Raw genomic sequence first — 25137 nt, 5'->3', positions numbered from 1 at the left:
GAGTACCCATGCATATCGTCGTCTGCATCAAGCAGGTGCCGGACAGCGCCCAGATTCGCGTGCATCCGGTGACCAACACCATCATGCGCCAGGGTGTGCCCACCATCATCAACCCCTACGACCTCTATTCGCTGGAAGAAGCGTTGCGCCTGCGCGACCAGTTCAACGGCAAGGTCACCGTCCTGACCATGGGCCCGCCCATGGCCGATCAGGCGTTGCGCAAGGCGCTGTCCATCGGCGCCGACGCCGCGGTGTTGTTGTCCGACCGCTTCTTCGCCGGGTCGGATACTCTGGCCACATCGTTCGCGCTGTCCTCGGCCATCGCCAAATTGTCGGAAACCGACCCGGTGGACATGGTGTTTTGCGGCAAACAGACCATCGACGGCGACACAGCCCAGGTCGGACCCGGCATCGCCAAGCGTCTTGAGCTGAACCAGTTGACCTATGTGGAAAAGATCCGCGCCGTCGATCTTGGCGCCCGCAAGATCACCGTCGAGCGCCGTGCCGAAGGCGGCGTGCAGGTTCTGACCACCGCCTTGCCATGCCTGGTCACCATGCTGGAACACACCAACACCGTGCGCCGCGGCACCATGGCCGACATGCTGCGCGCCGCCCGCACCGAGATCACCGTGTGGAACGCCGCCGCCGCCGGCATCGCCGACATCGCGCTGTGCGGCCTCAAGGGGTCGCCCACCGTGGTCAAGAAGGTGTTCGCCCCTCAGCCGCGCAAGGAAAAGGCCAAGATGATCGAGGCCGCGGAGGGCGGCGACATCGCCTCCGCCACCGTGGCCGCCCTGTTCGCCGCCGATGGCCGGCTGGAAGAGACCCTCTTCCGCCAGACCGGCGCCTAAGGAGACTTGAGAGATGAGCGAAGCCAAACCCGCCGCGGCGCCCTCGCGCGGCAAGATGAAGGCCGAACTGTCCGACCACTTCAAGACCTACAAGGACGTCTGGGTGTTCGTGGAAGTGGAACGCGGCCAGGTTCACCCGGTGTCGTGGGAATTGATGGGTGAAGGCCGCAAGCTGGCCGACAAGCTGGGCGTGGAACTGGCCGGCGTGGTCATGGGCGCCAGCGGCGACGGCTGCGACGCCGCCATCGCCACCGCCTATGAATACGGCGCCGACAAGGTCTACACCATCCAGGACCCGTTGCTGGCCGATTACCGCAACGAAACCTACACCAAGGGCATGACCGAACTGGTCAACACCTACAAGCCCGAGATTTTGTTGCTGGGCGCCACCAACCTGGGCCGCGACCTCGCCGGATCGGTGGCGACCACGTTGAAGACCGGCCTGACCGCCGATTGCACGGCGCTGGCCATCGACGACGACCGTTCCTTGGGCGCCACCCGCCCGACCTTCGGCGGCTCGCTGTTGTGCACCATCTACACCCTGAACGTCCGCCCGCAAATGGCGACCATCCGCCCGCGCGTCATGGCCATGCCCGACCGCCAGCCGGGCCGCAGCGGCGGCATCGTGCTGCATCCGCTGGGCATGGCCGAGGAAAGCGTGGTCACCAAGATTCTGGACTTCATCCCCGACGCCGCCAAGGAAGACGCGCACCTGGCCTATGCCGACGTGGTGGTGGCCGGCGGCGTCGGCCTGGGCAAGCCCGAGAACTTCAAGTTGGTCAAGGATCTGGCCGCCGTCCTGGGCGCCGAATATGGCGGCTCGCGGCCACTGGTGCAAAAGGGCTGGATCGATGCCTCGCGCCAGATCGGCCAGACCGGCAAGACCATCCGGCCACGTCTTTACATCGCCGCCGGCATCTCGGGCGCCATCCAGCACCGGGTCGGCGTCGAAGGCGCCGACCAGATCCTGGCCATCAACACCGACCCCAACGCGCCCATCTTCGACTTCGCTCACCAAGGCATCGTCGGCGACGCGCTGACCGTACTGCCGGCGCTGACCGAGGCGTTCCGCCGTCACCTGTCGCGTTCGCAAGCGGCCGAGTAAAGGAGAGCCCCCACCATGGAAAAGTTCGACGCCATCGTGGTCGGAGCCGGTCCCTCCGGCAATTCCGCCGCCTATGTCCTGGCCAAGGCCGGCCTGTCGGTGCTTCAGGTGGAGCGCGGCGAAACCTCGGGTTCGAAGAACGTCCAGGGCGCCATCCTGTACGCCACCAGCCTTGAGAAGATCATTCCCGACTTCCGCGAGGAAGCGCCGCTCGAACGTCACATCGTCGAGCAGCGCCTGTGGATGCTGGACGACAGGTCCCATTGCGGCACCCATTACCGTTCGGACACCTTCAACGAGGAACGTCCCAACCGCTACACCATCGTCCGCGCCCAGTTCGACAAGTGGTTCAACTCCAAGGTCCGCGAGGCCGGCGCCCTGGTGGTGTGCGAAACCACCGTCACCGAACTGGCCCGCGACGAAAAAGGCAAGGTGGTCGGCATCAAGACCGACCGCGACGACAGCGTCATCCACGCCGACGTGGTGATCCTGGCCGACGGCGTCAACTCGCTGGTCGGACAGCGTTCCGGCATCCGCGACGAGATCAAGCCCGAACACGCCGCGCTGGCGGTCAAGGAGATGCACTTCCTGCCGCGTGAGGTGATCGAACAGCGTTTCAACGTGAAGGACAACGAAGGCGTGGTGATCGAGGCCTTGGGTACCGTCACCATGGGCCTGATGGGCACCGCCTTCCTGTACACCAACGGCGAATCGCTGTCGGTCGGCATCGGCTGTCTGGTATCCGACTTCCGCGACAGCGGCACCAGCCCCTACGTGATGCTCGACAAGTTCAAGAAGCATCCGTCGATCGCGCCGCTGATCGAAGGCTCCGAGGTCAAGGAATATGCCGCCCACCTGATCCCCGAGGGCGGCTACAAGGCCATCCCCAAGCTGCATGGCGACGGCTGGCTGATCGTCGGCGATTCCGGCCAGTTCGTGAATTCCATGCACCGCGAGGGCTCGAACCTTGCCATGGAGACCGGTCGCATGGCCGCCGAGACCGTGGTCGCCCTGAAGGCCGAGGGCAAGTCCATGACCGAAGCCAACCTGGCGCGTTACCGCAAGACGCTGGAAGACAGCTTCGTCATGAAGGACCTGAAGAAATACAAGAACCTGCCGGAAATCCTGCACGAGAACCGGCAGTTCGTCACCACCTACCCCAACCTGCTCAGCAAGGCGGCAGAGACCTGGTTCCGTGTCGATGGCATGCCCAAGCTGGACAAGGAAAAGACCATTTTCCGCACCTTCCGTTCGGGGCGCCGTCTGCGCGGCCTGATCGGCGACGCGGTCAAGATCGCCCGTGCGTGGCGCTGAGGAGGCGACGATGAAGGTCGAGGAAAAACTCTACAACAACCGCTACATGGTGGACGAGGGACACCCCCACATCGCCATCGTCGCCAAGGGCGCGCCGTCGCCGGCCCTGAAAAGCTTGGTCACCGTGTGCCCGGCCGGCTGTTACGCCGAAGAGGAAGACGGTTCGGTGGTCGTCACCCCCGACGGCTGCCTGGAATGCGGCACCTGCCGCGTCATCTGTGCCGGCACCGGCGAGCTTCAGTGGGATTATCCGCGCGGCGGCTACGGCATCTTGTTCAAGTTCGGTTGAGCGGCGCATCCCCCTTCCCCCTTGCGCCTCTCTACCCCCGTCCGCGTCGCCCGCTCTCCTCCCTGGCGGATCGGCGCGGACGGGGGTTGTCCTCGACAAGCTTCCCTTAAGGGCGGGGCAAGCTCTTCTCGTTTGGCGGCGACACGACGCCGCCCCTACTATGCTGGTCCGACCGCAACCACCCCGGACCACACCCCCTTGGACGCCCAACCCCTTCACATTTCCTGCCGCGACGGTTTCCGCCTGGGCGGGCATCTGTGGCAATCCGCCCAAGGCCCCCGGAACGGCACGGTCATCGTCAACGCCGCCACCGGCGTCGCCGCCGGCTATTACCACCGCTACGCCCGCTTCCTGACCAACCAGGGCTTTGACGTGGTCACCTACGATTATCGCGGCATCGGTGCCTCGCGCCCCGAACGGCTGCGCGATCTCAGGATGGAATGGCGGCATTGGGGCGAATTTGATTTCGACGCGGTGGTGCACTGGGCCCGCCTGCGCGACCCGCACGGCTTCCTGGGCGTGGTCGGCCACAGCATCGGCGGCTTCCTGCCCGGTTTCGCGCCGATGGCGTCACGCATCGACCGCATCCTGGCGATCGGCGGGCAATATGCGTTCTGGCGCAACTACCGTTCCACCAAGCGTCTGGGCCTGTTGTGGCGCTGGCATGTGGTGATGCCGGCCCTGACCCTGGGATTGGGCTATTTCCCCGGCAAGCGCCTGGGTTGGCTCGAGGACTTGCCGGCCGGCGTGGCGTTGGAATGGAGCTTCCGCCGCCGCCGCATGGAATCCAGCTATCCGGCGGCGGAACGGACGGCGATTCTGCACAACTTCGCCGCCGTGCGGGCCGACATCCTGTCCATCGCCCTGTCGGACGACGAATACGGCACCCGCGACGCCGTGCGGGCGGGGCTTGACTATTACACCGGGGCGCGGCGCATCCAGGCGGAAGTACTGCCGGCCGACCTGGGCTTCGACCGGGTCGGCCATTTCAGCATGTTCCACGACCGCCACGCCGACCGCTTCTGGCCCGACACCGTGCGTTGGCTGCAAGACGGCGTCAATCCGTGGCCGGACCGGGTGGTTGCTTAGACCGCGCCCTCGAAACCGAAGCCGGCATCGTCCACCGCCTGTTTGACCTGGTCGGCGCTGGCGCCGTCCACGGTCACCGCCTTGGCGTCCAGGTCGACGTTGACAATGGCGGCGGGCGCCAGTGCCTTGATGGCGGTTTCCACGGAACGGGCGCAACCACCGCAGCTCATGCCGGTGACGCGATAGGTGCTGGTCATGGGGAACTCTCCCGAGATGTGATCCTGGCCCAATGTGAACCTTCCCACCGGGGGAAGGTCAAGGGATGGCGTTGGCCCGCACGATGGCGCTGACCGGTACCAGCACCAAGCCCTTGGCCTCGAGACCGGGCAGCCATTGCCGCAACGCCTCGATGGTCGAATCGTGGGGATGGCCGATGGCGATGGCGGAACCGTATCTGCGGGCGTGTGCTTCGGCCTTTTGCAACTGTGCCAGCACCTTGGCGACGCTTTGCTCGTTGTCGATGAACACGTTGCGGGCGGCGAACGGCACGCCGTAAGAGCGCGCGGTCTCGCGGCCGACGCTTTTCTCGGTGGTCACCGAATCGAGGAACAGCAGGCCGCGCCGACGCAGTTCCTCCATCACCACGACCATGCCGACCCGGTCGCCGGTGAAACGCGACCCCATGTGGTTGTTGATGCCGACGAAGCCTTCGAAACGGTTCAGCCCCCAGGTCAGGCGGCGACGGTTTTCCTCGGGATGGACGCCGACCTCCAGCACATCGGGACCGGGATCCCAATTGCCGCCTTGCGGCTGCATGGGCACATGCACCAGCAATTCATGGCCATGGGCGCGGGCCTCGTGAGTCAGGCGCGGCAAGTCCTGGGCATAGGTCATCCAGGCCAGGGTCAGCGGCGCGCGTAACGGAATGACCTTTTCCGAACGTCGGCGGTCCACCCCCAGATCGTCGATCACCACCGCGATCATCGGCCGGCCGTGGGTCGGCGGCGCTGGCACAGCGTATTTCACCCAGGCCGGTTGCCCCGGCGCCACCACCGGCGGCGAGGGCAGGATCAGCGACGCGGATTGGGCCGGAGCCTGGAAAGCCGGAGCCTCGGAGACCGGCGGCGGTTGCACGTCGTCGGCGACATCGGCCTGGGGCACGTCCTCGATATATTGCATGCCGTCGTCGTTGGCGCCCCCCGGACGCGGACGCGGCAACGGCACGATAGGCACGAAAGGCGGCATGTCGCCGTCCGGCAGTTCCACCCCGCCTTCGCGCCGGGGCGGGCGGTCCACCGCCATTTCAGCCTGTTCCCAGGCGGTCGTCACGCCACGGGGTTCCGGCGTGTCGGGCAACATGCTGACGCCCACACCGACCCCGATGCCGACGCCGGCCACCAGCACCACGGCCATCAACGCCGGCACCACCCACGGCCGTTCCACCAGCCGATGTTTGGGTTCCATCAGCATGCGCCGGATTTCGCGCCGCGACACCGCCGGCTTCTCCTTTCCTGGGAATACAAGAGAACGGGTTATAGCGGGACGGCCCCGCCGACCGCAACCGCGCCGCTTTCCCGCTCAGGAGCAACAGGGATGGGCCAGCCCCTCCAGGATGGGGCAATCGGGCCGGTCGTCGCCATGGCAACGATGGATCAAGGTTTCCAACGTTCGGCGGATTTCCTCGAGTTCGACGATCTTGCGGCCGATGGCTTCCACATGGCCCTCGGCGATACGCTTGACCTCGGAACTGGCGCGGTCGCGATCTTGCCACAACGCCAGCAGATCGGCCACATCCTTGACCGAGAATCCCAGGGAACGCGCCCTTTGGATGAATTTCAGCGTCTCGACGTCGATGTCGGAATAATCGCGATACCCGCCCGCCGTGCGTCCGACCTTGTTGATCAGGCCGATGCCTTCGTAATAACGGATGGTCTTGGCCGGCACGCCCGAACGTGCCGCCGCCGTTCCGATATTCATCGTCCCCTCCAGCGCCGCAGCAGCAAGGAATTGGATACCACCGACACGCTGGAGAACGCCATGGCCGCCCCGGCGATCACCGGATTGAGCAACCCGAGCGCGGCCGCCGGCAACGCGACCACGTTATAGACGAAAGCCCAGAACAGGTTCTGGCGAATCTTGCCATAGGTGGCGCGCGACACCGACAACGCCGCCGGCAGCAGACCGGGATCACCCTTGACCAGGGTGATCCCGGCGGCCTGCATGGCGACGTCGGTGCCGGTGCCCATGGCGATGCCGATGTCGGCCGCCGCCAAAGCCGGAGCGTCGTTGATGCCGTCGCCGACCATGGCGACCACCTTGTTCTCGGCCTTCAGCTTGGCGACCTCCGCCGCCTTGTCCTCGGGCAACACCTCGGCCAGCACCCGGTCCACCCCCACCTGGGCGGCGACGAAGGCGGCGGCACGGGCGTTGTCGCCGGTCAGCATCACCGTCTCGATCCCCTGGGCGCGAAGGCCGGCGACAGCCTGGGCGGCACTTGGCTTGACCGGATCGGCCACGGCGATGAAACCCAGCACGCGGTTGCCTTCCGCTGCCCACATCACGGTGCGCCCGCGCGCTTCCTCGGCTTCGGCGTCGCTGCGCCATGGGCCGACATCGATGGAATTTTCCGCCATCAGACGGGCCGAGCCCACCATCAGGGAGCGCCCGTCAACCGTCGCCGACAAACCGCGTCCCGGCAGGCTGCGGAACCCGGCCACCGGCGACAAGACCAAGCCTTCGGCCGCCGCCAGGACCGCCCGAGCCAGCGGATGCTCGCTGCCCTGTTGCGCCGAGGCCACCAGCCGCACCAGATCGGAATCGCCCTGGTGGGTCACCACCGCCGGCCGTCCTTCGGTCAAGGTCCCGGTCTTGTCGAACACCACCACGCCGACCGCGTGGGCACGTTCCAGCGCCTCGGCATCCTTGATCAGGATGCCGTGACGGGCGGCGGTGCCGGTTCCGACCATGATGGCGGTGGGAGTGGCAAGCCCCAAGGCACAGGGGCAGGCGATCACCAGCACGGAAATGGCCGCCACCGCCGCCTGTCCCCAATCGCCGGCAACCAATCCCCATCCCAACAGTGACAATGCAGCCACCGCCACCACCGCCGGCACGAACACCGCCGAAATGCGGTCCACCAGCTTTTGCACCGGCGCCTTCGACGCCTGGGCGCCCTGGACCATGCGAATGATGCGGTTGATGGTGCTGTCGGTGCCGACGCGGGTGGCGCGAATCCGCAACAGGCCGTCGCCGTTGACCGCACCCGCCACCACTTCGGCCCCGGCTTCCTTGAGCACCGGCAGGCTTTCCCCGGTTACCAGGGATTCGTCAACCTGACTGACGCCATCGGCGACCATGCCGTCCACCGGCACCCGCTCGCCCGGCCGCACCAGGACCATCGCCCCCACCGGCACCACGTCGGCCGGCAACTCGATCACCGTCCCGTCCTGTTCCACCCGCGCGGTGTCGGGGCGCAGCTTCATCAGGGCACGGATGGCGCCGGCCGCCGAGCGCTTGGCCCGCGTCTCCAGCACCTTGCCCAACAGGACCAGGGTGATGACCACCGCCGCGCCCTCGAAATACATCACGTCGTGATTGAAATGCCCTTGGGCCATGTGCCACGCCGACAACCCATAGGCGGCCGAGGTTCCCATGGCGACCAGCACGTCCATGTTCCCCACCCCGCCCCTGAGCGACGCCCAGGCGCCGGCATAGAAGCGGGCGCCGATCCAGAACTGCACCGGCGTCGCCAACACCAATTGGGCCCAGGCCGGGACCGCCAGCGCCGGAACCACCATCCCCACCACCAAGGGCAGCGTCAGCACCGCCGACACCACCAGACGCACCGTCTGGCGACGCAGATCGGCGGCGTGCTCCTCTTCCTCACGCGCCAGTTGGTCCTGGCCGCCGGTCACCGGCTGGGCACCGAATCCGGCCTTGGTCACCGCCACCACCAGACCGGCAACGGTGACCGCACCGGCCAGGGCGGTGACGTTGGCCCGCTCGGCCGCAAGATTGACCTCGGCCCGGCGCACGCCGGCCAGCTTGCCCAGCACCCGCTCCAGGCGCGTCGAACACGCGGCGCAGGTCATGCCGGAAATGGCCAGTTCGAAACTTTCCTCGGGCACCGAGAAGCCGGCCTTGGTCACCGCCTCGGCCACCTGTTCAGGACCGGTCCGGGCGGGATCTATGCGCAAATCGGCGGTTTCGGAAGCCAACGACACACTGGCCGCCACCACCCCAGGCAACTTGCCCAGCACACGTTCCAGGCGCGTCGAACACGCGGCGCAGGTCATGCCGCGCACCGGCAGGCTGAGGGTGACAGGGGTCATGGCTGCGTCTCCTTGCTCCGACCCTGCCAAGAATTGACCTTTCAGTCGCTGGAAGGTCAAGCATTACCGCAGGCCCGTGTTTCAGGCGCCGTCATGATTGACGCGGGACAAGCCCTCGAACAGTTCGCCAAAGGCCTCCAGCCCGTCATCGACCCCACCATTGAACAGAGCCACCACCACCCACTGGTCAGCCATTTTCATGGTCAAGCTGAACACACCCGGCATGAACCCGGAGTGGGTCAGAACATGTCGCGTCGGCCAAACTCGCCACCCCAAACCGTAAAAGCTGAAGGACGAGGGCACGGACGACGGCGGCACCAGTGCCTCGGGATCCACCGCCTGCGACGCGAAACGAAAATACTCCTCGGCGGAACAAATCCAACCGCCAGCCGCCCCCAGACGACGCCACATCCCCTCTGTCCGGCGATCATGGGGTAACGGCTGCGGGCGTGGTGCGGAACCGAGGTACCCCTGGGCCAAGCCGTCCGCCGCCAGCCCGCTTTCGCCGATCTGGCACCGCAGGCCCAGTGGCGCCAGGACTTGTTGGCGGACATATTCTTCATACGGCATGCCCGCGCGCCGCGCGACGATCCGTCCCAGCCAGCAATAGCCGAGGTTGGAATAAACCTGGGTCGTTCCCGGTCGAGACTGCAACGGACGCTCCAGCATGGCTTCCGCGATGCCGTCGCATACATCCACATCCGCGCCGCCGCGCCCAAGAACCGCCTCGGGCTCCAGCATGGGATCAAAGGTGCCGGTGCGGTCAAAGCCGGCGGTGTGCTGTAGCAGATGGCGGACAGTGATTTCCCCATATCGTGCATCCGCCGCCCTGGCGACTTCGGGGAAAATGTCCGCCAAACGCTCATCCAGGGCAAGCCGTCCCTCGCGCCGCAAGGCGAAGACGGCAGCGGCAGTCAGCGGTTTGGAAAGACTGGCGACGTGGAAGCGAAGATCGGGCCGCATCGGCACATGTGTCAACGGGTCCAACTCACCAAAGGCTTGCACGACCGGCTTGCCGCCGACAGGTCCATATGCCACCACCGCGCCGGCAATATGGTGACGCGCCATGAAGGTCGTGACCACGTCACGGACATCCGTCCCCGCCCCCGACCGGATATTCAACGCGCCCCCCCCAGCCAGGGCCAACGCCGCGCCCACCGGCAGCCAGAACCGCACGCGTCTCCCTCCGGCCACCCGGTTCGGCATCCTGGCGAGCCTGGTCGCCAGACCGGGCAGGAAACGGAACAGGCCCCGCTCCCGGATCGCCGCCGCATAGGCACGATAAGCCGGATCACGGGACAGGTGGCGTTCCTCCATCTTGGCCCGGCCATAGTAGATCAGGTTGACGCCGGCCAGCATCAGCGATCCCTGCACTGCCTCGAACACCCCGGCGGTGGAAAGGAACGGCACGTTCACCAGCCAGAAGAAGATGGATTTCGACAGGTAGTCGGGATGCTTGGTAAAACGGTAGGGACCGTTGGTGACGATGCCGCGATGGGTGAGGTTGGACCAGCGCAGGCCAAAGGCCGTCGTCGCCCACAACCAAAAGATGAAGGAAGCCAACAGCGCCGCGCCCCAGGGAATCGCCATAAGCGGGACGTCGCCGAAGGAATCGAACCAATAATGTCCGTCGTTGTAACGCAGGACGGTCCCGGTCACCACTTTGTTGAAGGGCTCGTAACAGGCCAGGGTGACCAGCCAGCCGAGGAGGAAGGGGTGCGACGAACGGATGTGGGCGTCGAACAGCCGCAAGGTACAGGAATAGCCGACGCACACTACGGTAAGCTCGACGGCCGCCGCGAAGTCCACCAGCCACCGGACCAAGGGAACATAACCGGCGGAAACGAAACCGATATCATGTTGCAGCCGCCCCAGCGTGCCGACCAGATAGACAAACATGATCGGCAGGAACAGCCCCTTGATGGTCCAGGCCAAGGCGTGTTCCCGCAACTCGTCCCGTTCCACCCGGTCGAAGCGGCCCAGGAAGAGGTTGCCGACATGCCAGTAGCCGTCCTCGGGCCGCACCATCACGGTGTCGATCACCAGGACATAGCCGACAGCCAGCCCCACTCCCAGCGGCGACAGCACCAAGCCGACCAACCCCGCCAGTTCCATCTGGCCGGGGTCATAGATGCGGAACAGCCAATGCACCCCGACCACCACCGCGCACGACCCGAACAGCCCGACCAGCTTCACCAGCACCCGTTTCCGGTCGAAGCGGCGTTCCCGCCACAACGACCAGTCCAGTCCGGTGCTGTCCCGGCGATGCACGCGCAGAACCGCCAACTCGTAGGTCGCCACCGACACGAAATAGACGCCCATGGCAGCAAAGGCGGTGAGCAACGGCGGAACCGCCCACACCATCCCCGCAACCAGCACGGCGACAACCATTGCGGCGGCGACCAGACAAGCCCGCTGAGAGGTGACCGAAGGGGGCATCCGAGTTTCCACCATTGATACACACTGCCGTTGTAGGAGAAAGAGTTGCCCCTGTCACGCCCCACGCTTCTTGCCGCCGTCCTTGGCCCATCCCTGTGGCGGCGACAGCGGAAACGGGCCGCGAAGCCTATGGCGTCGCGAATTGATGGCGTGTAACCTGCGCCCCACGCGGCCGGGGCTTGGCCCGCCGCATGAACCTTATACTTTTCTAGGGCGCGCCATGTTCCTGCTGATCGACAATTACGACAGCTTCACCTACAACCTCTGGCACTATCTGGGCGAGTTGGGCGCCGAGGTTCAGGTGCACCGCAACGACGCCCTCACGGTGGACGAAGCGCTGGCGCTGAACCCCGAGGGTATCGTCATCTCGCCCGGCCCTTGCGATCCCGACAAGGCCGGCATCTGCCTGGGCCTGATCAAGGCCGCCGCCGGCAAGGTGCCGATGTTCGGCGTGTGCCTGGGCGAACAATCCATGGGCCAGGCTTTCGGCGGCAAGGTTGTACGTGCGCCACAGCCCATGCACGGCAAGGTGGACGACATCTTCCACGACGGCACCGGTATCTTCGCCGGTCTGCCCTCGCCGTTCCGCGCCACCCGTTACCATTCGCTGGTGGTCGAACGCGACAGCCTTCCCCCGACCCTGACGGTCACCGCCTGGACCAAGGATGGTCTGATCATGGGTTTGGCCGGTCGCGGCCTGCCGGTGTGGGGCGTGCAGTTCCATCCCGAAAGCATCGAGACCGAACACGGTCACACCATGCTCAAGAATTTCCTCGACCTGTGCCGCATGTACAAGGGAACCATCGCCTGATGTCCACGCCCACCCCCACCCCGACCTCCGCTCCCGCCCCCACGTCGCTGGTTCTGATGAAGGAAGTGCTGGGCCGCGTCGCCGTCGGCCACACCATGTCCGAGGACCAGGCCGAAGAGGTGTTCGAAGTCATCATGTCGGGCGACGCCACACCGGCCCAGATCGGCGGCCTGTTGATGGCGTTGCGCGTACGCGGCGAAACCATCGAGGAAATCACCGGCGCTGCCCGCATCATGCGGGCCAAGGCGCTGCCGGTGGAAGCACCCGAGGGGGCCATCGACACCTGCGGCACCGGCGGAGACGGTTCCGGCACCTACAACATCTCGACCGCCGCCGCCTTCGTGGTGGCCGGCGCCGGCGTGCCGGTGGCCAAGCACGGCAACCGGGCGCTGTCGTCCAAATCGGGATCGGCCGACGTGCTGGGGGCGTTGGGCATCAAGATCGATGCCGACATGGCGCTGGTCAAGGAAAGCCTGTGGGACAACAACATCGGCTTCCTGATGGCGCCGCGTCACCACAACGCCATGCGCCATGTGGCCGGCCCGCGCGTCGAACTGGGCACGCGCACCATCTTCAACCTGTTGGGGCCGCTGGCCAACCCGGCGCGGACCACCCGCCAAGTGATGGGCGTGTTCGCCAGCCAGTGGGTCGAGCCCATGGCCAACGTGCTGGGCCGCCTGGGCGCCGAACGCGCCTGGGTGGTGCACGGTTCCGATGGCCTGGACGAACTGACCACCACCGGCCCGACCCTGGTCGGCGAATGGAAGGACGGCAAGGTGACGCTGTTCGAGGCGCGGCCCGAGGATTGCGGCCTCAGACGCGCCACCGCCGCCGAACTGAAGGGCGGCGACGCCGCCACCAACGCCGAGGCGTTGCGGGCCTTGCTGGCCGGCGCGCCCGGCGCCTACCGCGACATCGTGGTCCTGAACGCCGCCGCCGCCCTGGTGGTAGCCGGAAAGGCCGAGGACCTGAAGCAAGGCGCGGTCATGGCCGCCGACAGCATCGACCGGGGCAAGGCCCTGGCCGCGCTGGAGCGCATGGTCGCCATCACCAACCGGGAGATTTGACGTGGCCGGAACCATTCTGGACCGCATCTGCGACGAAAAACGCCGTCAGGTCGCCGAGAACAAAAGCCGCCGCCCCATCCAGGAACTGTTGAAACGCGCCCAGGACCAGGCCCCGCCCCGTGGCTTCGCCGCCGCCTTGACCCACAAGGTGGAAACCACCGGCATCGGCCTGATCGCCGAGATCAAGAAGGCGTCGCCGTCGGCCGGACTGATCCGCGCCGACTTCAAGCCGTCGCAGTTGGCCCGCGCCTACGCCCATGGCGGCGCCGCCTGTCTGTCGGTTCTGACCGACCAGCGTTTCTTCCAGGGCTCCGACGCCGACCTGGGCGAGGCCCGCTCGGCTTGCGACCTGCCGGTGATCCGCAAGGATTTCATGGTCGATCCTTATCAGGTGGTCGAGGCCCGCGCCCTGGGCGCCGACTGCATCTTGCTGATCGTCGGCGCGTTGGACGACGTCGAGTTGGCCAACATGGAAAGCATCGCGCTGGGCTACGGCATGGACGTGCTGATCGAAGTGCACGACGAAGCCGAACTTGAGCGCGCGCTTAAGCTGAAGTCGCCGTTGATCGGCATCAACAACCGCGACCTCAAGATCATGAAGACCGATCTCGCCACCACCGAGCGTCTGGCGCCGCTGGTACCCGGCGACCGGCACATCGTGTGCGAAAGCGGTATCGACAGCCCGGTGGACATCAAACGCATGGTCGCCGCCGGCGCCAAGCGCTTCCTGATCGGCGAGACGCTGATGAAGCGGCCCGACGTCGAAATGGCGACCCGCGTGCTTTTGGTCGGCGGCGGCGCCACCTTGGACGCCAAGGGCTGATGGCCGCCGACCTTACCCATTTCGACACCGATGGCAACGCGGTGATGGTGGACGTCTCGGACAAATCCGAGACGACGCGGGTGGCGGTGGCACGCGGCCGCGTGGTGATGGCGCCCGAAACCATGGCGCTGATCCAACGGCGCGGCCTGAAAAAGGGCGATGTTCTGGCGGTGGCGCAACTGGCCGGCATCATGGGCGCCAAGCGCACGCCCGAGCTGATTCCGCTGTGCCACCCGCTGGCCTTGACTTCGGTGAAGGTGGACCTGTCGCTGGAGCCCGAGAATAACGCCGTCGCCATCGAGGCCACCTGCAAGCTCAAGGGCCAGACCGGGGTCGAGATGGAAGCGTTGACCGCCGTATCGGTGGCGGCGCTGACCGTCTACGACATGGTCAAGGCGGTGGACAAATCCATGTGCATCACCGACATCCATCTGGTGCATAAATCGGGCGGCAAGTCGGGCGTTTACGAGGTCCGCTGACATGATTTCCGTCGAAGTGGCGTTGGAACGGGTCTTGGCCGGGTGCCGGCCGTCGCCGGCGGAACTGGTCGCCCTCCCGTCCGCCCTGGGCCGGGTTGTAGCCGAAGACGTGGTTGCCCGCGTCGCCCATCCGCCGCTCGACGTGTCGGCCATGGACGGCTATGCGGTACGCGCCGCCGACACCGCGTCGATTCCCGCCGAACTGACGGTTGTCGGACAATCCGCCGCCGGCCATCCCTTCACCGGTGAGATCGGCTCCGGTCAGGCCGTCCGCATCTTCACCGGCGCCCCCATCCCCCTGGGCACCGACGCGGTGATCATGCAGGAAGACACCGAGCGCGAAGGCGACAGGGTCCGCCTGTTGGAAAGCGTGAGCGCCGGCCAGTCCGTGCGCCCGCGCGGCATGGACTTCCAACCGGGACAAGTGGGTTTGACAGCCGGAACCATTCTAGGACCTCGTCAGATCGCCCTGGCGGCGGCCATGAACGTCCCCTGGCTGCCGGTCCGCCGACGGCCGCGCGTCGCCATCTTGTCCACCGGCGACGAAATCGCCATGCCGGGCGACCCTTTGGCGGCAGCGCAATTACCGTCATGCAACGGCCCCGCCCTTGCCGCCCTGGTGACCGCCTTGGGCGGCGAAGCGCTGCAACTGGGCATCGCCGGTGACAGCCGGGATTCCCTGTCGGCCATGGTCGCGGCGGCCAACGGCTGCGACCTTCTGGTCACTTCGGGCGGGGCTTCGGTCGGCGATTACGACATGGTCCAGGACGTGCTGGCAGAACACGGCATGAAGCTGGATTTCTGGAAGATCGCCATGCGGCCGGGAAAACCGCTGATGTTCGGCACCCTGAAATCGGTTCCCGTGCTGGGCTTGCCCGGCAACCCGGTTTCGGCCATGGTCGGCGCCTATGTGTTCCTGGTGCCGCTGCTGCGCGCCCTGTCCGGGCTTGTCGGCGGTTTGTCGGAGATTCCGGTTCGCCTGGGCCGCGACGTGCGGGCCAACGATGCCCGCCAGGATTATCTGCGTGCCGACCTGACGCGCGACCAGGACGGTGTCGTGGTGGCGACACCGCACGAACGCCAGGATTCCGCCGTGGTTTCCGGCTTGGCCACGGCAACCGCCTTCGTCGTCCGCACGCCGCACGCCGCCGCCGCCAAGGCCGGCGAAATGGCCAGTGCGCTGGTGTTGCCCGACATTTTCTGAGATGTGTGCAAATCCTCCTTGACGGGGGAACGGGAACAGGCATAGAACATGAACATTGGTTTCACCTTTGTTCCGCGAATCGCGGCCTGTCCGGGGGGATTGCCCACATGCTGACCCGCAAGCAGTACGAATTGCTGATGTTCATCGATCAGCGCCTGCGTGCTTCCGGCATATCGCCTTCGTTCGACGAAATGAAGGACGCCCTCGACCTCAAGTCGAAATCGGGCATCCATCGTCTGATCACCGGGCTTGAGGAACGCGGCTTCATCCGCCGTCTCGCACACCGCGCCCGCGCCCTTGAAGTGGTCAAGTTGCCCGAGAACGTCGACGCGCTTCCCGCCCCTTCGGCCAAGTTCTCGCCCACCGTCATCCGCGGCGGCTTCGCCTTGGCCGGGGCCGCCCCGGTGGCTTCCAACGCCGACGCGGTCAGCCTGCCGCTTTACGGCAAGATCGCCGCCGGCACCCCGATCGAAGCATTGCGCGACCATTCCGCCAGCATCGAGGTACCCGCTTCTCTTTTGGGAGCCGGAGAGCATTACGCGCTGACAATCGAGGGCGATTCCATGGTCGAAGCCGGCATCCTGGATGGCGACACCGTGCTGATCCGTCGCTGCGACACCGCCGAGGCCGGAACCATCGTCGTCGCCTTGGTGGACGAACAGGAAGCGACACTGAAGCGGTTGCGCCGCCGTGGCGCCTCGATCGCGCTCGAGCCGGCCAACAAGAAATACGAAACCAAGATCTTCCCCGCCGACCGGGTCAAGGTTCAGGGCCGTCTGATCGGCCTGGTGCGGCAATACTGATCTCTTGCCAACAGGAGGCCCCCATGCCCATGAGCGCCCCCCTTCGCTTCGCCTTTTCCGCCGATGGCCGTCTTGCCGACGGCCCGGTGGAGATGAGCATCACCTATGTCGGCCGCGTCAACCGCAAGCGCGCCGAGGCCGACGCCCGACGTCGCTTCGAGGAATGGTGCCGCCAGCCCAGCAGCCTGGCTCGGCGCTGGTCGAAAGATCAGGTGGTTGTCAGTTAGGGAACAAAACGTAACCAAATGTGACGCCACATGGCGAATTCCGCCGTTCACGTCTTGACCGTGCGCTCTGGCGGGAAGGTCAGGGTGATGCGCGTTCCCTTGCCCACCTCGGATTTCAGTTCCAGCGTGCCGCCGTGCAGTTCCATAAAACCCTTGGCCAGCGGCAAACCAAGACCGGTGCCTTCGTGCTTTGGGGTCAGGGTATTTTCCGCCTGACCGAAAGGTTGCAGCACCAGCGGAATGTCGTGTGGGGCGATGCCGACGCCGTCGTCCTCGATCGTGATGCGAATGGCTCCGTCCACCTCTTCGGCCGTCACGGTGACATGGCCGCCCTCGGGCGTGAACTTGGCGGCGTTGGACACGATGTTGAGCAATATCTGCTTCAACAGACGCTCGTCGGCGGAAAGCCGGGGAAAGGGGTCGGCCATGCGCAACGCCAGGGTCTGGTGCTTGGCGGCGGCCACGTGCCCTGCCAGCCGCATGGCCGACTGGATCACCAGGGCGACATCCACGTCCTCCTCGCGCAGCGTCACCTTGCCCACCTCGATACGCGACACGTCCAAGATGTCGTTGATCACCCGAAGCAGGTGGTGGGCTGATTCGGTGATGTCGCCCATATAGCCGGCAAGGCGCTGGCTTTCTTGGTCGTTCATCAACGTCGCCGCCAATTCGGCGAAGCCGATGATGGCGTTCAAGGGGGTTCGCAGTTCGTGGCTCATATTGGCCAGGAAGATGGTCTTGGCCCGGCTGGCTGCCTCGGCGGTGTCGCGGGCGGCACGGGTCTGTTCCTCGGCTTGGGCACGGCGGCGGATTTCCTGACGCAGCCAGCGCGTGCGCTCCTCGACCGCCTTTTGCAGTTCCTCGTGGGCACGGCGCAGGTAATCCTCGGCCTGCTTGCGCTTGGTGATGTCACGGGCGATACCGACCAGTCCCACCACCTGATCACGCTCGCGGATCGGCACCTTGGTGATGGAATACCAATGGGCGTTGCCTTCGGAATCGAGCATGGATTCGACCCGGTCGACCATGGGGGCGCCACGTTCGATGACGTCGCGCTCCTGCTCCTCGACCAAGGCGGCTCGTTCCTGCGGCACCAGATCGCCCAGCATGTGCCCCACGACTTCGTTCGATCCCTCGACGCCCAACACCTTGGCCTGGGCCGGGTTGACCCGCGTGAAGTGCAACGAACGGTCCTTGAAGAAGATGGCATCCGGCACGTTGTCCATCAGCGACCGCAGCAAGTTGCGTTCGTGCTGCAACGTGCGGCCCAGACGCCAGCGATCGGCGGCGGTTCGCACCACCACCTTGAGTTCTAGCGGGTTCCATGGCTTTGACAGATAGGCATGGATCTGACCCAGGTTGACCGCCTTGACCAGGGCATCCAGGTCGGAATAACCGGTGACCAGGACACGTGTGGCGTCCGAGATTTCCCGTGCCGCCCCCAGGAACTCGGCCCCTGACATGCCGGGCATGCGCTGATCCGACAAGATCACCGACATTTCCTGCATTTCCAGGATCTTGAGCGCGGTTGGACCGTCACTGGCCGTCCACACCGCGAACTCGTCCTCGATCAGGTCGGTGATGGCGGTCAGAATTTGCGGTTCGTCATCGACGACCAGAACGTTTTCCTTGCCGGGTCTCAATGCCATGGCCCCCTCCTCGTGGCGATCAGGGCACAAGCCCGGTTGGAATGAGGACACGAATTTCCGTGCCCTTGCCCGGTTCGCTGTCCACCTGGACACGGCCCTTGTGGGCCTGGACGATCTTGTAGGTGATGGCCAATCCCAGGCCTGTCCCCTGTCCCACCGGTTTCGTGGTGAAGAAGGGGTCGAAAATGTGTTCCACATGCTCGCGGGCAATGCCGCACCCGCTGTCCTTCACCGCGATCAGGAAATCCCCATCCTCTATCGCCGTGCGCACGATGATGGTACCGTCGTCGGCGATGGCGTCAACGGCGTTGGCGACGATGTTCATCAGCACCTGGTTGAGCTGACCGGCAAAACACGCCAATTCCCCGGTAGGGCCATAATCGCGCACCACCTCGATCCGGTCGGATGTCTTGTGACGCAGGAACAGCAACACCGATTCAATGGCTTCCCGCACGTCGATGGTCTTGAACTCACCCTCGTCCAGCCGTGAGAAGGTGCGCAGCTTGACCACCAGTTCACGCACCCGTTCCAATCCCTGGCCGGTATCGACGATACGGGCGTTGGCTTTTTCCAGGCGCGCCCGCGCTTCGGGCGTCAGGCTGTCGCCGGCCTCCAGCAGCACGTCGCCCAGCCACGACTGGATGGAAAAGACGTTGGACAGGGCAAAGGACAGCGGGTTGTTGATCTCGTGCGCGATGCCGGCCACCAATTGGCCGAGCGACGCCATCTTCTCCGATTGGATCAGATGCACCTGGGTCTCGCGCAGCTTGGCGTTAGCCTCTTCAAGTTCGGCGTTGGCCCGCGCCAGGCCTTCGGCCAGGGCGGCACGGGCCTCGGCCGCTTCCTTCTCGGCCTTGGCGCGCAGGGTTTCCATCTCGCGCAGACGGAATTCCTCGATGATCCGCTGGTTCTGCTCCAACAGGAACTTGCGGCGCAGAAGCGCTCGCAGCCGAGCCCGCAGCACGCTCATCTCGGTGGACTTGCCGATGAAGTCGTCGGCACCGGCCTCAAGCGCGCGGGTGACGTTCTCCTTGTTCTCATAGGCCGACAGCATCAGCACCACCAGCGGGGCCTCGCTGTCGTTGCGTCGGGCTGACAGTTCCTGGCACACGGCGATGCCATCCATGTCGGGCATGACCATGTCGACCATGACGCAGTCATAGTCGCGTTCCCGCAATTGCGCCAAACCCTCGGGGCCGCTGGTCACCTGCACCACCTCGCAGCCGTCTTCGCGCAGTTCCTGGGCCAGGGTCTCGCGATAGGTGTGGCTGTCGTCGATGATCAGCACGCGGGCACGGCGAAACAGCGACCGCGCCACATCAAGCACGGCCGAATCCTGACGCGACTTGCGCAACAGGTTGTGCACCCTGAGCAGCAGGATGCCCACGTCCTCGGACTTGGCGACGAAGTCGTCGGCCCCCGATTCCAACCCGTGCAACTCGGTCGCCTGTGTCTCGTCGGCGGTCAGCATCAGGATGGGAATGGAACGGGTGGTCAGATCCATGTGCACCTGACGGCACAGCTCGTCGCCTTGGATGCCCGGCAAGTGATAGTCGATGATCATCAGGTTGGGCAGCATGCGATTAAGCTGTTCCAACGCCTCTTCACCGGAATAGGCGCATACCGTGCGAAACCCCTCGCTCTCCAGCACATGCTGAAGCTTGAGCGCCTGTGTCGCCGAATCCTCGACAATCAGGATCAGGGAATCTGACGCTTCCGCCATCACTTGCCCTCCGTCAACTGGACCAGACGCGGCGCGATCCCCGGCAGCGGCAGCATTTCCTTGACCGCGCCAAGCTTCGCCGCCGCCGCCGGCATGCCGTAAACCACGCAGGTGCTTTCGTCCTCGGCGATGGTGTAAGCACCGGCCCGGTGCATTTCCGCCATGCCCTCGGCACCGTCGGCGCCCATGCCGGTCAACACCACGCCGATGGCCCGACGCCCCTGGTCGCGGGCCAAAGACGACAACAGCACCGATCCCGACGGCTTTTGGCTGCACAGCGGCGGCGTGTCGAGCAACACCACCCGCCCGTCCTTGAGCGCCATGTGCCGGTCAGCCGGCGGAACCAGGACGGTGCCGGCTTCGGGAGAGTCGCCATCTTGGGCAATTCGCACCTTGAACGGCGTGACCCCGGACAACCAGGACACAAAGCCGTCGAGAAAACTGGCGGTGATGTGCTGAACCAACAGGATCGGCAATGCGAACCCGGCCCCCAGCCCGCCCAGCATCTGCACCAGGGCCTGGGGGCCGCCGGTGGAGGAGACGATACCGACCATGGCATAGCCCTGGCCCGAGCGGCGCGGCACCACCGCCGGCGCCTTGGCACCGAAGTTCAGCCCCCGGTCGATCCCCTGACGAACCACCTTGACCTGGCTCATGATCGCCAATTGGGTACACAGGTGGCGGGCCATGGATTCGAAGGCGGCGTTGGTGACACCGACCGGCTTTTCCACCACCGCCAAGGCCCCGGCGCGTAGCGCGTTCATGGCGATGTTCAATTCGTCGTCGTCGACGTTGGCGGCGACCACCACGATGGGAGTCGGCCGCTTGGCCATGATCTGAAGGGTGGCGTCCAGGCCGTTCATCCCCGGCAACCGGATGTCGAGGGAAATGACGTCGGGCCGCATCACGTTCAGGAGTTCCAGCCCTTCCTCGGCGCTTTCCACCGCGGCCACCACGTCGAAACGGTCGTCGGAACCGATGATGTGGGACAAGAGCTCGCGCACCACCAGCGAGTCTTCTACGATGAGGACCCGTATTTTCTGGCTCATAGAATCTGTCCGATGGTTTCGAGAAGTTCCTTCTGGTCGAACTTGCGTTTGACCACATAGGCGTCGGCGCCCAAGGCAAGACCGCGTTCGCGATCCTCGCGCGCCTCGAGCGAGGTGACCAGGATGACCGGCAGCTTCTTCAGCGCCTGGTCGGCCTTGATGGCCTGCAACAGGCCGAAACCGTCAAGCCGAGGCATCTGGATGTCGGATATGACCAGGTCGACATGGTCGGCACGCAGCTTGGCCAACGCCTCGATGCCGTCCACGGCCAGACGCACGCCATAGCCATGGGCCTCGAGGATGGATTTCTCGAGCGTGCGGGTGGTCAGCGAATCGTCGACCACCAAGATGACCGGCGCCCGCCGTTCCGGTGGTTTCTCCACCGTGGTCAGCACGCGGATCGAGCCCGACTTGCGGAAGGTCTCGACGATCTCGAACGGATTGAGCACCAAGGCGACGCCGCCGTCTTCCAGCAACATGCCGCCGGCGACCATGGTGCCCATGGCGGCCGGCACGCCGATATCCTTGACCAGGGCTTCGCGGATGGACAGGAACTCGTCCACCGCCACCGCCACCCGGCGGTCGCCGTTCTTCAACACCAACAGCGGCACCACGTTGCGGCTGACCTTGACCGCCGTCTCGCCCAGCGCCAGCAGATGGGCCAACGACAACAAGGGCACCTGCTGCTCGCCCAGATAGACGACAGATTTACCCTCGACCGTCCGCACCGCCTCGGCCGGTACCCGGTGCAGCCGGTCGACACCCTCCGTCGGCACGGCATAGGTGTGTCCTTGGCACCCGACCAGGAACAGGCGTTGGGTCGACACAGACAACGGCACCGAGATGCGAAACCGCGTTCCCGCCGGTTCGCGCGCCAGCACCTCGATGGTCCCGTTCATCATGGTCACCGCCTCGCGCACCACGGACAGCCCCATGCCGCGCCCCGACAGATCGTCCACCGCCCGATTGGTGGAAAAACCGGGATCGAAAATCAGGTCCACCAGGGTCTGGCGCGACAGCTCCTCCGCCTCATCGGCGTTGAACAGGCCGACCTCCACCGCTTTGGCCCGGATGGCGGCATAGTCGAGGCCACGCCCGTCGTCCTCGACCATGACCACCAGACGCCCTTCGGTCACGGCGAAGCCCAGACTCACCACGGCTCCGGCGGGTTTTCCGACATCCTGACGTTGCTCGGGCGCTTCCACACCATGGGCCAGGGCGTTGCGCAACAGGTGCATGACCGGGTCCTTGAGCCCCTGAAGCACCATGCGGTCGGCCTCGACCTCAAGGCCGGTCACCTGAACCTCAACCAGCTTGCCCGATTCGCGGGCGATGTCGCGCACCATCTTGCGAAAGCCGGCGAACACGCTTTCCGCCGGCACCATGCGGGCGTCACGCACTTCCTGTTGCAAATCCGCCGCCAGTTGCCGCAGGCTCCATCCGGTGCGCTGTTGCAGCCGCCGCGACAGCCGGGCCCGACGCGACACCGCCCGCAATTGCTGCTCCAGGATTTCGGCCTGGCGTTCGAACTGCCCCTCGCGCGCCTCGTCAGCCATCTCGCGCAACCAGCCCACCGACAGTTTGCGCAGGCGCCGCCAGTGCCGGTCCATGTCCGCCAATCGGCGGTCCATGTCCAACAGGCTGTCGGTGACCGTGCGCTGGTTCATGGTCTCGGTCAGCAATTCGTTGGAACTGCGCAACAGACGGTCCAGATGCAGTGCCCGCACCCGCACGGTTTCCTCGGCCACCACCGGCCCGCGCGGCGGTTCGACAGCCGGCGGCGGTTCGGACTGCGCGGATCGTGCCGGCGGCGATGGCGGCGGTGCCGGCACGGCGGCGACCAGTTCCGGGGGGACCGTCACCATTGGCGGAACCGACGGGAGAGCCGGCGGGGGAGCCGGGGCGCAATGGGCCGGCGGCGGCGGTCTTTCGCCCTCCAGCCATTGCTCGATCAACGCCACCGCCTCGGCGGTTTCGGGCGGTGTCTGCCCGGCGACGAAGGCCGTGACCCAATCCTCGACCAGATCGAGGATATGGACGACCACGGCGGACAATTCCTTGTCCAGCCGCATCTGGCCGCCACGGACGCGGGCGAAAAGGGTTTCCAGGCGATGAGCCAGCTGTTCGACCGGCAACAAATCGACGGCACGGGCCGCGCCCTTCAGAGAATGGGCGCGGCGAAAAGTTTCATCCAACTGGGCGATGCCGCTGCCTTCCGTCCGACGAACCAAATCGTCGAGCAGTTTGCGGATGACCTCCAGGTGTTCGCGATATTCCACCTGGAAGGCCGCAAGCAGCCTTTCGCGGATGCCGTTCAAAGCTTGTACTTCTCCAGCGTCTTGGCCAGTTGCTCGCCCAGGCGGGTCAGTTCCACCGCCGCCTTTTCCAACTGGCCGGTGGTGGCGGCGGTCTGTTGGCTGGCCTGACGGATTTCATGCAACGCCTGGGTCACCTGTTCCAGACCGATCTGTTGCTGGTTGGTGGCGCCGACAATCTGTTGGAAGGCCTGGACGCTCTCTTGGATGTTGTTGGCCATCTGGCGGATGACCTGTTCCGAGACGTTGGTGCGTTCGCGTCCGGTCTCGACGCGCTTCAGGGCTTCCTCGGTCAGCATGACAGAGGTGTTGATGCCCTTCTGCGTCTGTTCCAGGATGCCGCGCACCTGAGCGGTGGCTTCCTTGGCCTGATCGGCGAGGTTCTTGATCTCGCCCGCCACCACCGAGAAACGGCGCCCCGATTCGCGGGCGTCGGCCGCCTCGATGGCAGCATTCAGCGCCACCAGATTGGATTGCTCGGCGATGTCGTTGACGGTGGCGATGATTTCGCCCACGGCCTGGGTCCGCTCGGACAGCGTGATGATGTTCTCGGCGACGTTTTCCGCCTGTTCGCGAATGGCTTCCATTCCGACACTGGCCTCGTGCACCGCCTGAAGGCCGGCATGGCCCGATTGCGACACCGCATCCGCCGTGCCCGCGACCTGACGCGAACGTTCCGCCACCTGTTTCGAGGACAGGTTGATCTGTTCGACCGTGGTGGTGATTTCCTGGACCGCCGCCGCCTGCTGTTTGGTGCCGGCGGCCTGTTCCTGGGTCGAGGTCAGGATTTGGGCGGCGGCCAAAGTCAGGTTCTCGCATACAGAACGCGATTGCAGGGCGATGTCGCGCAAGGACGTCAGCATTTCGTTGAAGGATTGCTGGAGCACCCCCACTTCGTCGGCCGAAGTGACGGTCAGCTGGCTTTGGCGCAGGTTGCCCTGGGCGATCTCGCGGGCGGCGGCGGCGCACGACGCCAGCGGGTCGGCCAACTGGCGGCTGATCACCGTCGAGATGGTGACGCCGGCCAAGGCGACGACGATGCCGCCCACCACCTGCCAGAAGATGGCCTGGTTGAGACGGGTCTCGCGATCATTGACATAAAGCCGCATGATCTGTTCGACCGATTGCTGTAGGTTGGCCGCCGCACCCCGCACCTCACGCAACCTATCGCCCCGCCGGGTATCGTTGGCGGCCAGCGCCAGATAGCGAGCGGCCTCGGCCTCGAGCGCCCGGATCAGGGTTCCTTGTTCCATCAGGCGGGACCGGATCTCGGTGTTCTGGGTCGCCGGCATCATGCCTTGCAGACCAGTCGTCTCGGCACCGGGCAGCATGCCGCCGTCCAGCAAAACCTCTTGCGAATCCTTGAGCAGCTTGAACGTTGCCTCAAGATCGGCCGGCTGTCCGATCCCGACCAGCACCATTTCCTCGACCGCGCGGTGAACCAAGGTGCGTTGGCGCGCAGCCAGCCCACCCACCGTTCCCTGGTCCTTTTGCGCATTCAGGATCGCGGCGTTAAAGACGATCAGCCCGCCCAACACCATGGTAAACAGCGCCGCCACGATGATCAGCTTCCGGCGCAGTGTGATCTTCTTCCACACGGAGAATTCGGCGGTGTGCATCCTCGTTTTT

22 protein-coding genes are annotated in these 25137 nt (G+C 65.5%); 12 read left to right on the top strand and 10 right to left on the bottom strand.

The window, feature by feature from the left end:
- The first annotated feature begins 8 nt into the window (after positions 1 to 8).
- From G4223_RS03245 to G4223_RS03225, 5 genes are all read left to right on the top strand, one after another.
- On the top strand, positions 9 to 851 hold the full coding sequence (locus tag G4223_RS03245; RefSeq protein ID WP_163674941.1) for an electron transfer flavoprotein subunit beta/FixA family protein: 843 nt from the start codon (positions 9 to 11) through the stop codon (positions 849 to 851).
- 13 nt (positions 852 to 864) lie between these two features.
- Positions 865 to 1956: an electron transfer flavoprotein subunit alpha/FixB family protein gene (locus G4223_RS03240; RefSeq protein ID WP_163674938.1), complete on the top strand. Its 1092-nt coding sequence runs from the start codon at positions 865 to 867 to the stop codon at positions 1954 to 1956.
- 15 nt (positions 1957 to 1971) lie between these two features.
- A complete protein-coding gene (locus G4223_RS03235; RefSeq protein ID WP_163674935.1) occupies positions 1972 to 3270 on the top strand; it encodes an FAD-dependent oxidoreductase in 1299 nt (432 codons plus the stop codon).
- Positions 3271 to 3280: 10 nt separating this feature from the next.
- Positions 3281 to 3559 (top strand): ferredoxin family protein, encoded by a 279-nt coding sequence (locus G4223_RS03230; protein WP_163674931.1) that lies wholly within the window; start codon positions 3281 to 3283, stop codon positions 3557 to 3559.
- Between the two features lie 198 nt (positions 3560 to 3757).
- Positions 3758 to 4648, top strand: a complete 891-nt coding sequence (locus G4223_RS03225; RefSeq protein WP_163674928.1) for an alpha/beta hydrolase family protein — start codon at positions 3758 to 3760, stop codon at positions 4646 to 4648.
- On the opposite strand, the gene G4223_RS03220 is transcribed toward G4223_RS03225, so the two are convergent.
- The 5 genes from G4223_RS03220 to G4223_RS03200 form a co-directional block, all read right to left on the bottom strand.
- Positions 4645 to 4845, bottom strand: coding sequence for a heavy-metal-associated domain-containing protein (locus tag G4223_RS03220; protein WP_163674925.1), 201 nt, complete (start codon positions 4843 to 4845; stop codon positions 4645 to 4647). The two genes, G4223_RS03225 and G4223_RS03220, sit on opposite strands and share 4 nt — an antisense overlap.
- Before the next feature lie 58 nt (positions 4846 to 4903).
- Positions 4904 to 6082, bottom strand: a complete 1179-nt coding sequence (locus G4223_RS03215) for a divergent polysaccharide deacetylase family protein (protein WP_338086804.1) — start codon at positions 6080 to 6082, stop codon at positions 4904 to 4906.
- 84 nt (positions 6083 to 6166) lie between these two features.
- On the bottom strand, positions 6167 to 6565 hold the full coding sequence (gene cueR, locus G4223_RS03210) for a Cu(I)-responsive transcriptional regulator (RefSeq protein ID WP_163674922.1): 399 nt from the start codon (positions 6563 to 6565) through the stop codon (positions 6167 to 6169).
- A complete protein-coding gene (locus tag G4223_RS03205; protein WP_163674919.1) occupies positions 6562 to 8919 on the bottom strand; it encodes a heavy metal translocating P-type ATPase in 2358 nt (785 codons plus the stop codon). The genes cueR and G4223_RS03205 overlap by 4 nt, the downstream gene beginning before the upstream one ends.
- A gap of 81 nt (positions 8920 to 9000) precedes the next feature.
- Positions 9001 to 11358, bottom strand: coding sequence for a serine hydrolase (locus tag G4223_RS03200; RefSeq protein WP_163674916.1), 2358 nt, complete (start codon positions 11356 to 11358; stop codon positions 9001 to 9003).
- Positions 11359 to 11578: 220 nt separating this feature from the next.
- Here G4223_RS03200 and G4223_RS03195 point away from each other — a divergent pair, with 220 nt between their 5' ends.
- The 7 genes from G4223_RS03195 (at position 11579) to G4223_RS03165 (ending at position 16772) form a co-directional block, all read left to right on the top strand.
- A complete protein-coding gene (locus G4223_RS03195; protein ID WP_163674913.1) occupies positions 11579 to 12169 on the top strand; it encodes an anthranilate synthase component II in 591 nt (196 codons plus the stop codon).
- Positions 12169 to 13236, top strand: coding sequence for an anthranilate phosphoribosyltransferase (gene trpD / locus G4223_RS03190; protein ID WP_163674910.1), 1068 nt, complete (start codon positions 12169 to 12171; stop codon positions 13234 to 13236). The genes G4223_RS03195 and trpD overlap by 1 nt, the downstream gene beginning before the upstream one ends.
- 1 nt (position 13237) lies before the next feature.
- A complete protein-coding gene (gene trpC / locus G4223_RS03185) occupies positions 13238 to 14059 on the top strand; it encodes an indole-3-glycerol phosphate synthase TrpC (protein WP_163674907.1) in 822 nt (273 codons plus the stop codon).
- Positions 14059 to 14538 (top strand): cyclic pyranopterin monophosphate synthase MoaC, encoded by a 480-nt coding sequence (gene moaC / locus G4223_RS03180; RefSeq protein WP_163674905.1) that lies wholly within the window; start codon positions 14059 to 14061, stop codon positions 14536 to 14538. The genes trpC and moaC overlap by 1 nt, the downstream gene beginning before the upstream one ends.
- Position 14539: 1 nt before the next feature.
- Positions 14540 to 15742 carry a molybdopterin molybdotransferase MoeA gene (locus G4223_RS03175; protein ID WP_163674903.1) on the top strand — a complete coding sequence of 401 codons (1203 nt, stop codon included), beginning with the start codon at positions 14540 to 14542 and terminating at the stop codon, positions 15740 to 15742.
- Between the two features lie 107 nt (positions 15743 to 15849).
- Positions 15850 to 16545 carry a transcriptional repressor LexA gene (lexA, locus tag G4223_RS03170; RefSeq protein WP_163674900.1) on the top strand — a complete coding sequence of 232 codons (696 nt, stop codon included), beginning with the start codon at positions 15850 to 15852 and terminating at the stop codon, positions 16543 to 16545.
- 29 nt (positions 16546 to 16574) lie between these two features.
- Positions 16575 to 16772, top strand: a complete 198-nt coding sequence (locus G4223_RS03165) for a hypothetical protein (protein ID WP_241003921.1) — start codon at positions 16575 to 16577, stop codon at positions 16770 to 16772.
- Between the two features lie 47 nt (positions 16773 to 16819).
- On the opposite strand, the gene G4223_RS03160 is transcribed toward G4223_RS03165, so the two are convergent.
- Genes G4223_RS03160 through G4223_RS03140 form a run of 5 tightly spaced genes read right to left on the bottom strand, consistent with a single transcriptional unit; the run spans position 16820 to position 25127 of the window.
- Entirely contained in the window at positions 16820 to 18421 is a 1602-nt protein-coding gene (locus G4223_RS03160) for a hybrid sensor histidine kinase/response regulator (protein WP_163674895.1), read from the bottom strand.
- A 19-nt stretch (positions 18422 to 18440) separates the two neighbouring features.
- Positions 18441 to 20144: a response regulator gene (locus G4223_RS03155; protein WP_163674892.1), complete on the bottom strand. Its 1704-nt coding sequence runs from the start codon at positions 20142 to 20144 to the stop codon at positions 18441 to 18443.
- Complete coding sequence (gene cheB / locus G4223_RS03150; protein ID WP_163674889.1) at positions 20144 to 21193, bottom strand: chemotaxis-specific protein-glutamate methyltransferase CheB; 1050 nt, start codon at positions 21191 to 21193, stop codon at positions 20144 to 20146. The genes G4223_RS03155 and cheB overlap by 1 nt, the downstream gene beginning before the upstream one ends.
- Positions 21190 to 23511 (bottom strand): hybrid sensor histidine kinase/response regulator, encoded by a 2322-nt coding sequence (locus G4223_RS03145; protein ID WP_163674886.1) that lies wholly within the window; start codon positions 23509 to 23511, stop codon positions 21190 to 21192. Before G4223_RS03145 ends, cheB begins: the two co-directional genes overlap by 4 nt.
- Positions 23508 to 25127, bottom strand: coding sequence for a methyl-accepting chemotaxis protein (locus G4223_RS03140; RefSeq protein WP_163674883.1), 1620 nt, complete (start codon positions 25125 to 25127; stop codon positions 23508 to 23510). Before G4223_RS03140 ends, G4223_RS03145 begins: the two co-directional genes overlap by 4 nt.
- Between the last annotated feature and the right edge of the window lie 10 nt (positions 25128 to 25137).

The organism is Magnetospirillum aberrantis SpK (genome assembly GCF_011022235.1).
GTDB lineage: Bacteria > Pseudomonadota > Alphaproteobacteria > Rhodospirillales > Magnetospirillaceae > Magnetospirillum > Magnetospirillum aberrantis.
The sequence above is the reverse complement of the archived record's forward strand: the minus strand, read 5'-3'. Positions and strand labels throughout refer to the sequence as shown.

What these genes read in the sequence shown, in the direction of transcription:
- G4223_RS03245 (WP_163674941.1), top strand. Translation starts at nt 9, where the DNA reads ATGCATATCGTCGTCTGCATCAAGCAGGTGCCGGACAGCGCCCAGATT.
- G4223_RS03240 (WP_163674938.1), top strand. Translation starts at nt 865, where the DNA reads ATGAGCGAAGCCAAACCCGCCGCGGCGCCCTCGCGCGGCAAGATGAAG.
- G4223_RS03235 (WP_163674935.1), top strand. Translation starts at nt 1,972, where the DNA reads ATGGAAAAGTTCGACGCCATCGTGGTCGGAGCCGGTCCCTCCGGCAAT.
- G4223_RS03230 (WP_163674931.1), top strand. Translation starts at nt 3,281, where the DNA reads ATGAAGGTCGAGGAAAAACTCTACAACAACCGCTACATGGTGGACGAG.
- G4223_RS03220 (WP_163674925.1), bottom strand. Translation starts at nt 4,845, where the DNA reads ATGACCAGCACCTATCGCGTCACCGGCATGAGCTGCGGTGGTTGCGCC.
- cueR (WP_163674922.1), bottom strand. Translation starts at nt 6,565, where the DNA reads ATGAATATCGGAACGGCGGCGGCACGTTCGGGCGTGCCGGCCAAGACC.
- G4223_RS03205 (WP_163674919.1), bottom strand. Translation starts at nt 8,919, where the DNA reads ATGACCCCTGTCACCCTCAGCCTGCCGGTGCGCGGCATGACCTGCGCC.
- G4223_RS03200 (WP_163674916.1), bottom strand. Translation starts at nt 11,358, where the DNA reads ATGCCCCCTTCGGTCACCTCTCAGCGGGCTTGTCTGGTCGCCGCCGCA.
- G4223_RS03195 (WP_163674913.1), top strand. Translation starts at nt 11,579, where the DNA reads ATGTTCCTGCTGATCGACAATTACGACAGCTTCACCTACAACCTCTGG.
- trpD (WP_163674910.1), top strand. Translation starts at nt 12,169, where the DNA reads ATGTCCACGCCCACCCCCACCCCGACCTCCGCTCCCGCCCCCACGTCG.
- moaC (WP_163674905.1), top strand. Translation starts at nt 14,059, where the DNA reads ATGGCCGCCGACCTTACCCATTTCGACACCGATGGCAACGCGGTGATG.
- G4223_RS03175 (WP_163674903.1), top strand. Translation starts at nt 14,540, where the DNA reads ATGATTTCCGTCGAAGTGGCGTTGGAACGGGTCTTGGCCGGGTGCCGG.
- lexA (WP_163674900.1), top strand. Translation starts at nt 15,850, where the DNA reads ATGCTGACCCGCAAGCAGTACGAATTGCTGATGTTCATCGATCAGCGC.
- G4223_RS03165 (WP_241003921.1), top strand. Translation starts at nt 16,575, where the DNA reads ATGAGCGCCCCCCTTCGCTTCGCCTTTTCCGCCGATGGCCGTCTTGCC.
- G4223_RS03160 (WP_163674895.1), bottom strand. Translation starts at nt 18,421, where the DNA reads ATGGCATTGAGACCCGGCAAGGAAAACGTTCTGGTCGTCGATGACGAA.
- G4223_RS03155 (WP_163674892.1), bottom strand. Translation starts at nt 20,144, where the DNA reads ATGGCGGAAGCGTCAGATTCCCTGATCCTGATTGTCGAGGATTCGGCG.
- cheB (WP_163674889.1), bottom strand. Translation starts at nt 21,193, where the DNA reads ATGAGCCAGAAAATACGGGTCCTCATCGTAGAAGACTCGCTGGTGGTG.
- G4223_RS03140 (WP_163674883.1), bottom strand. Translation starts at nt 25,127, where the DNA reads ATGCACACCGCCGAATTCTCCGTGTGGAAGAAGATCACACTGCGCCGG.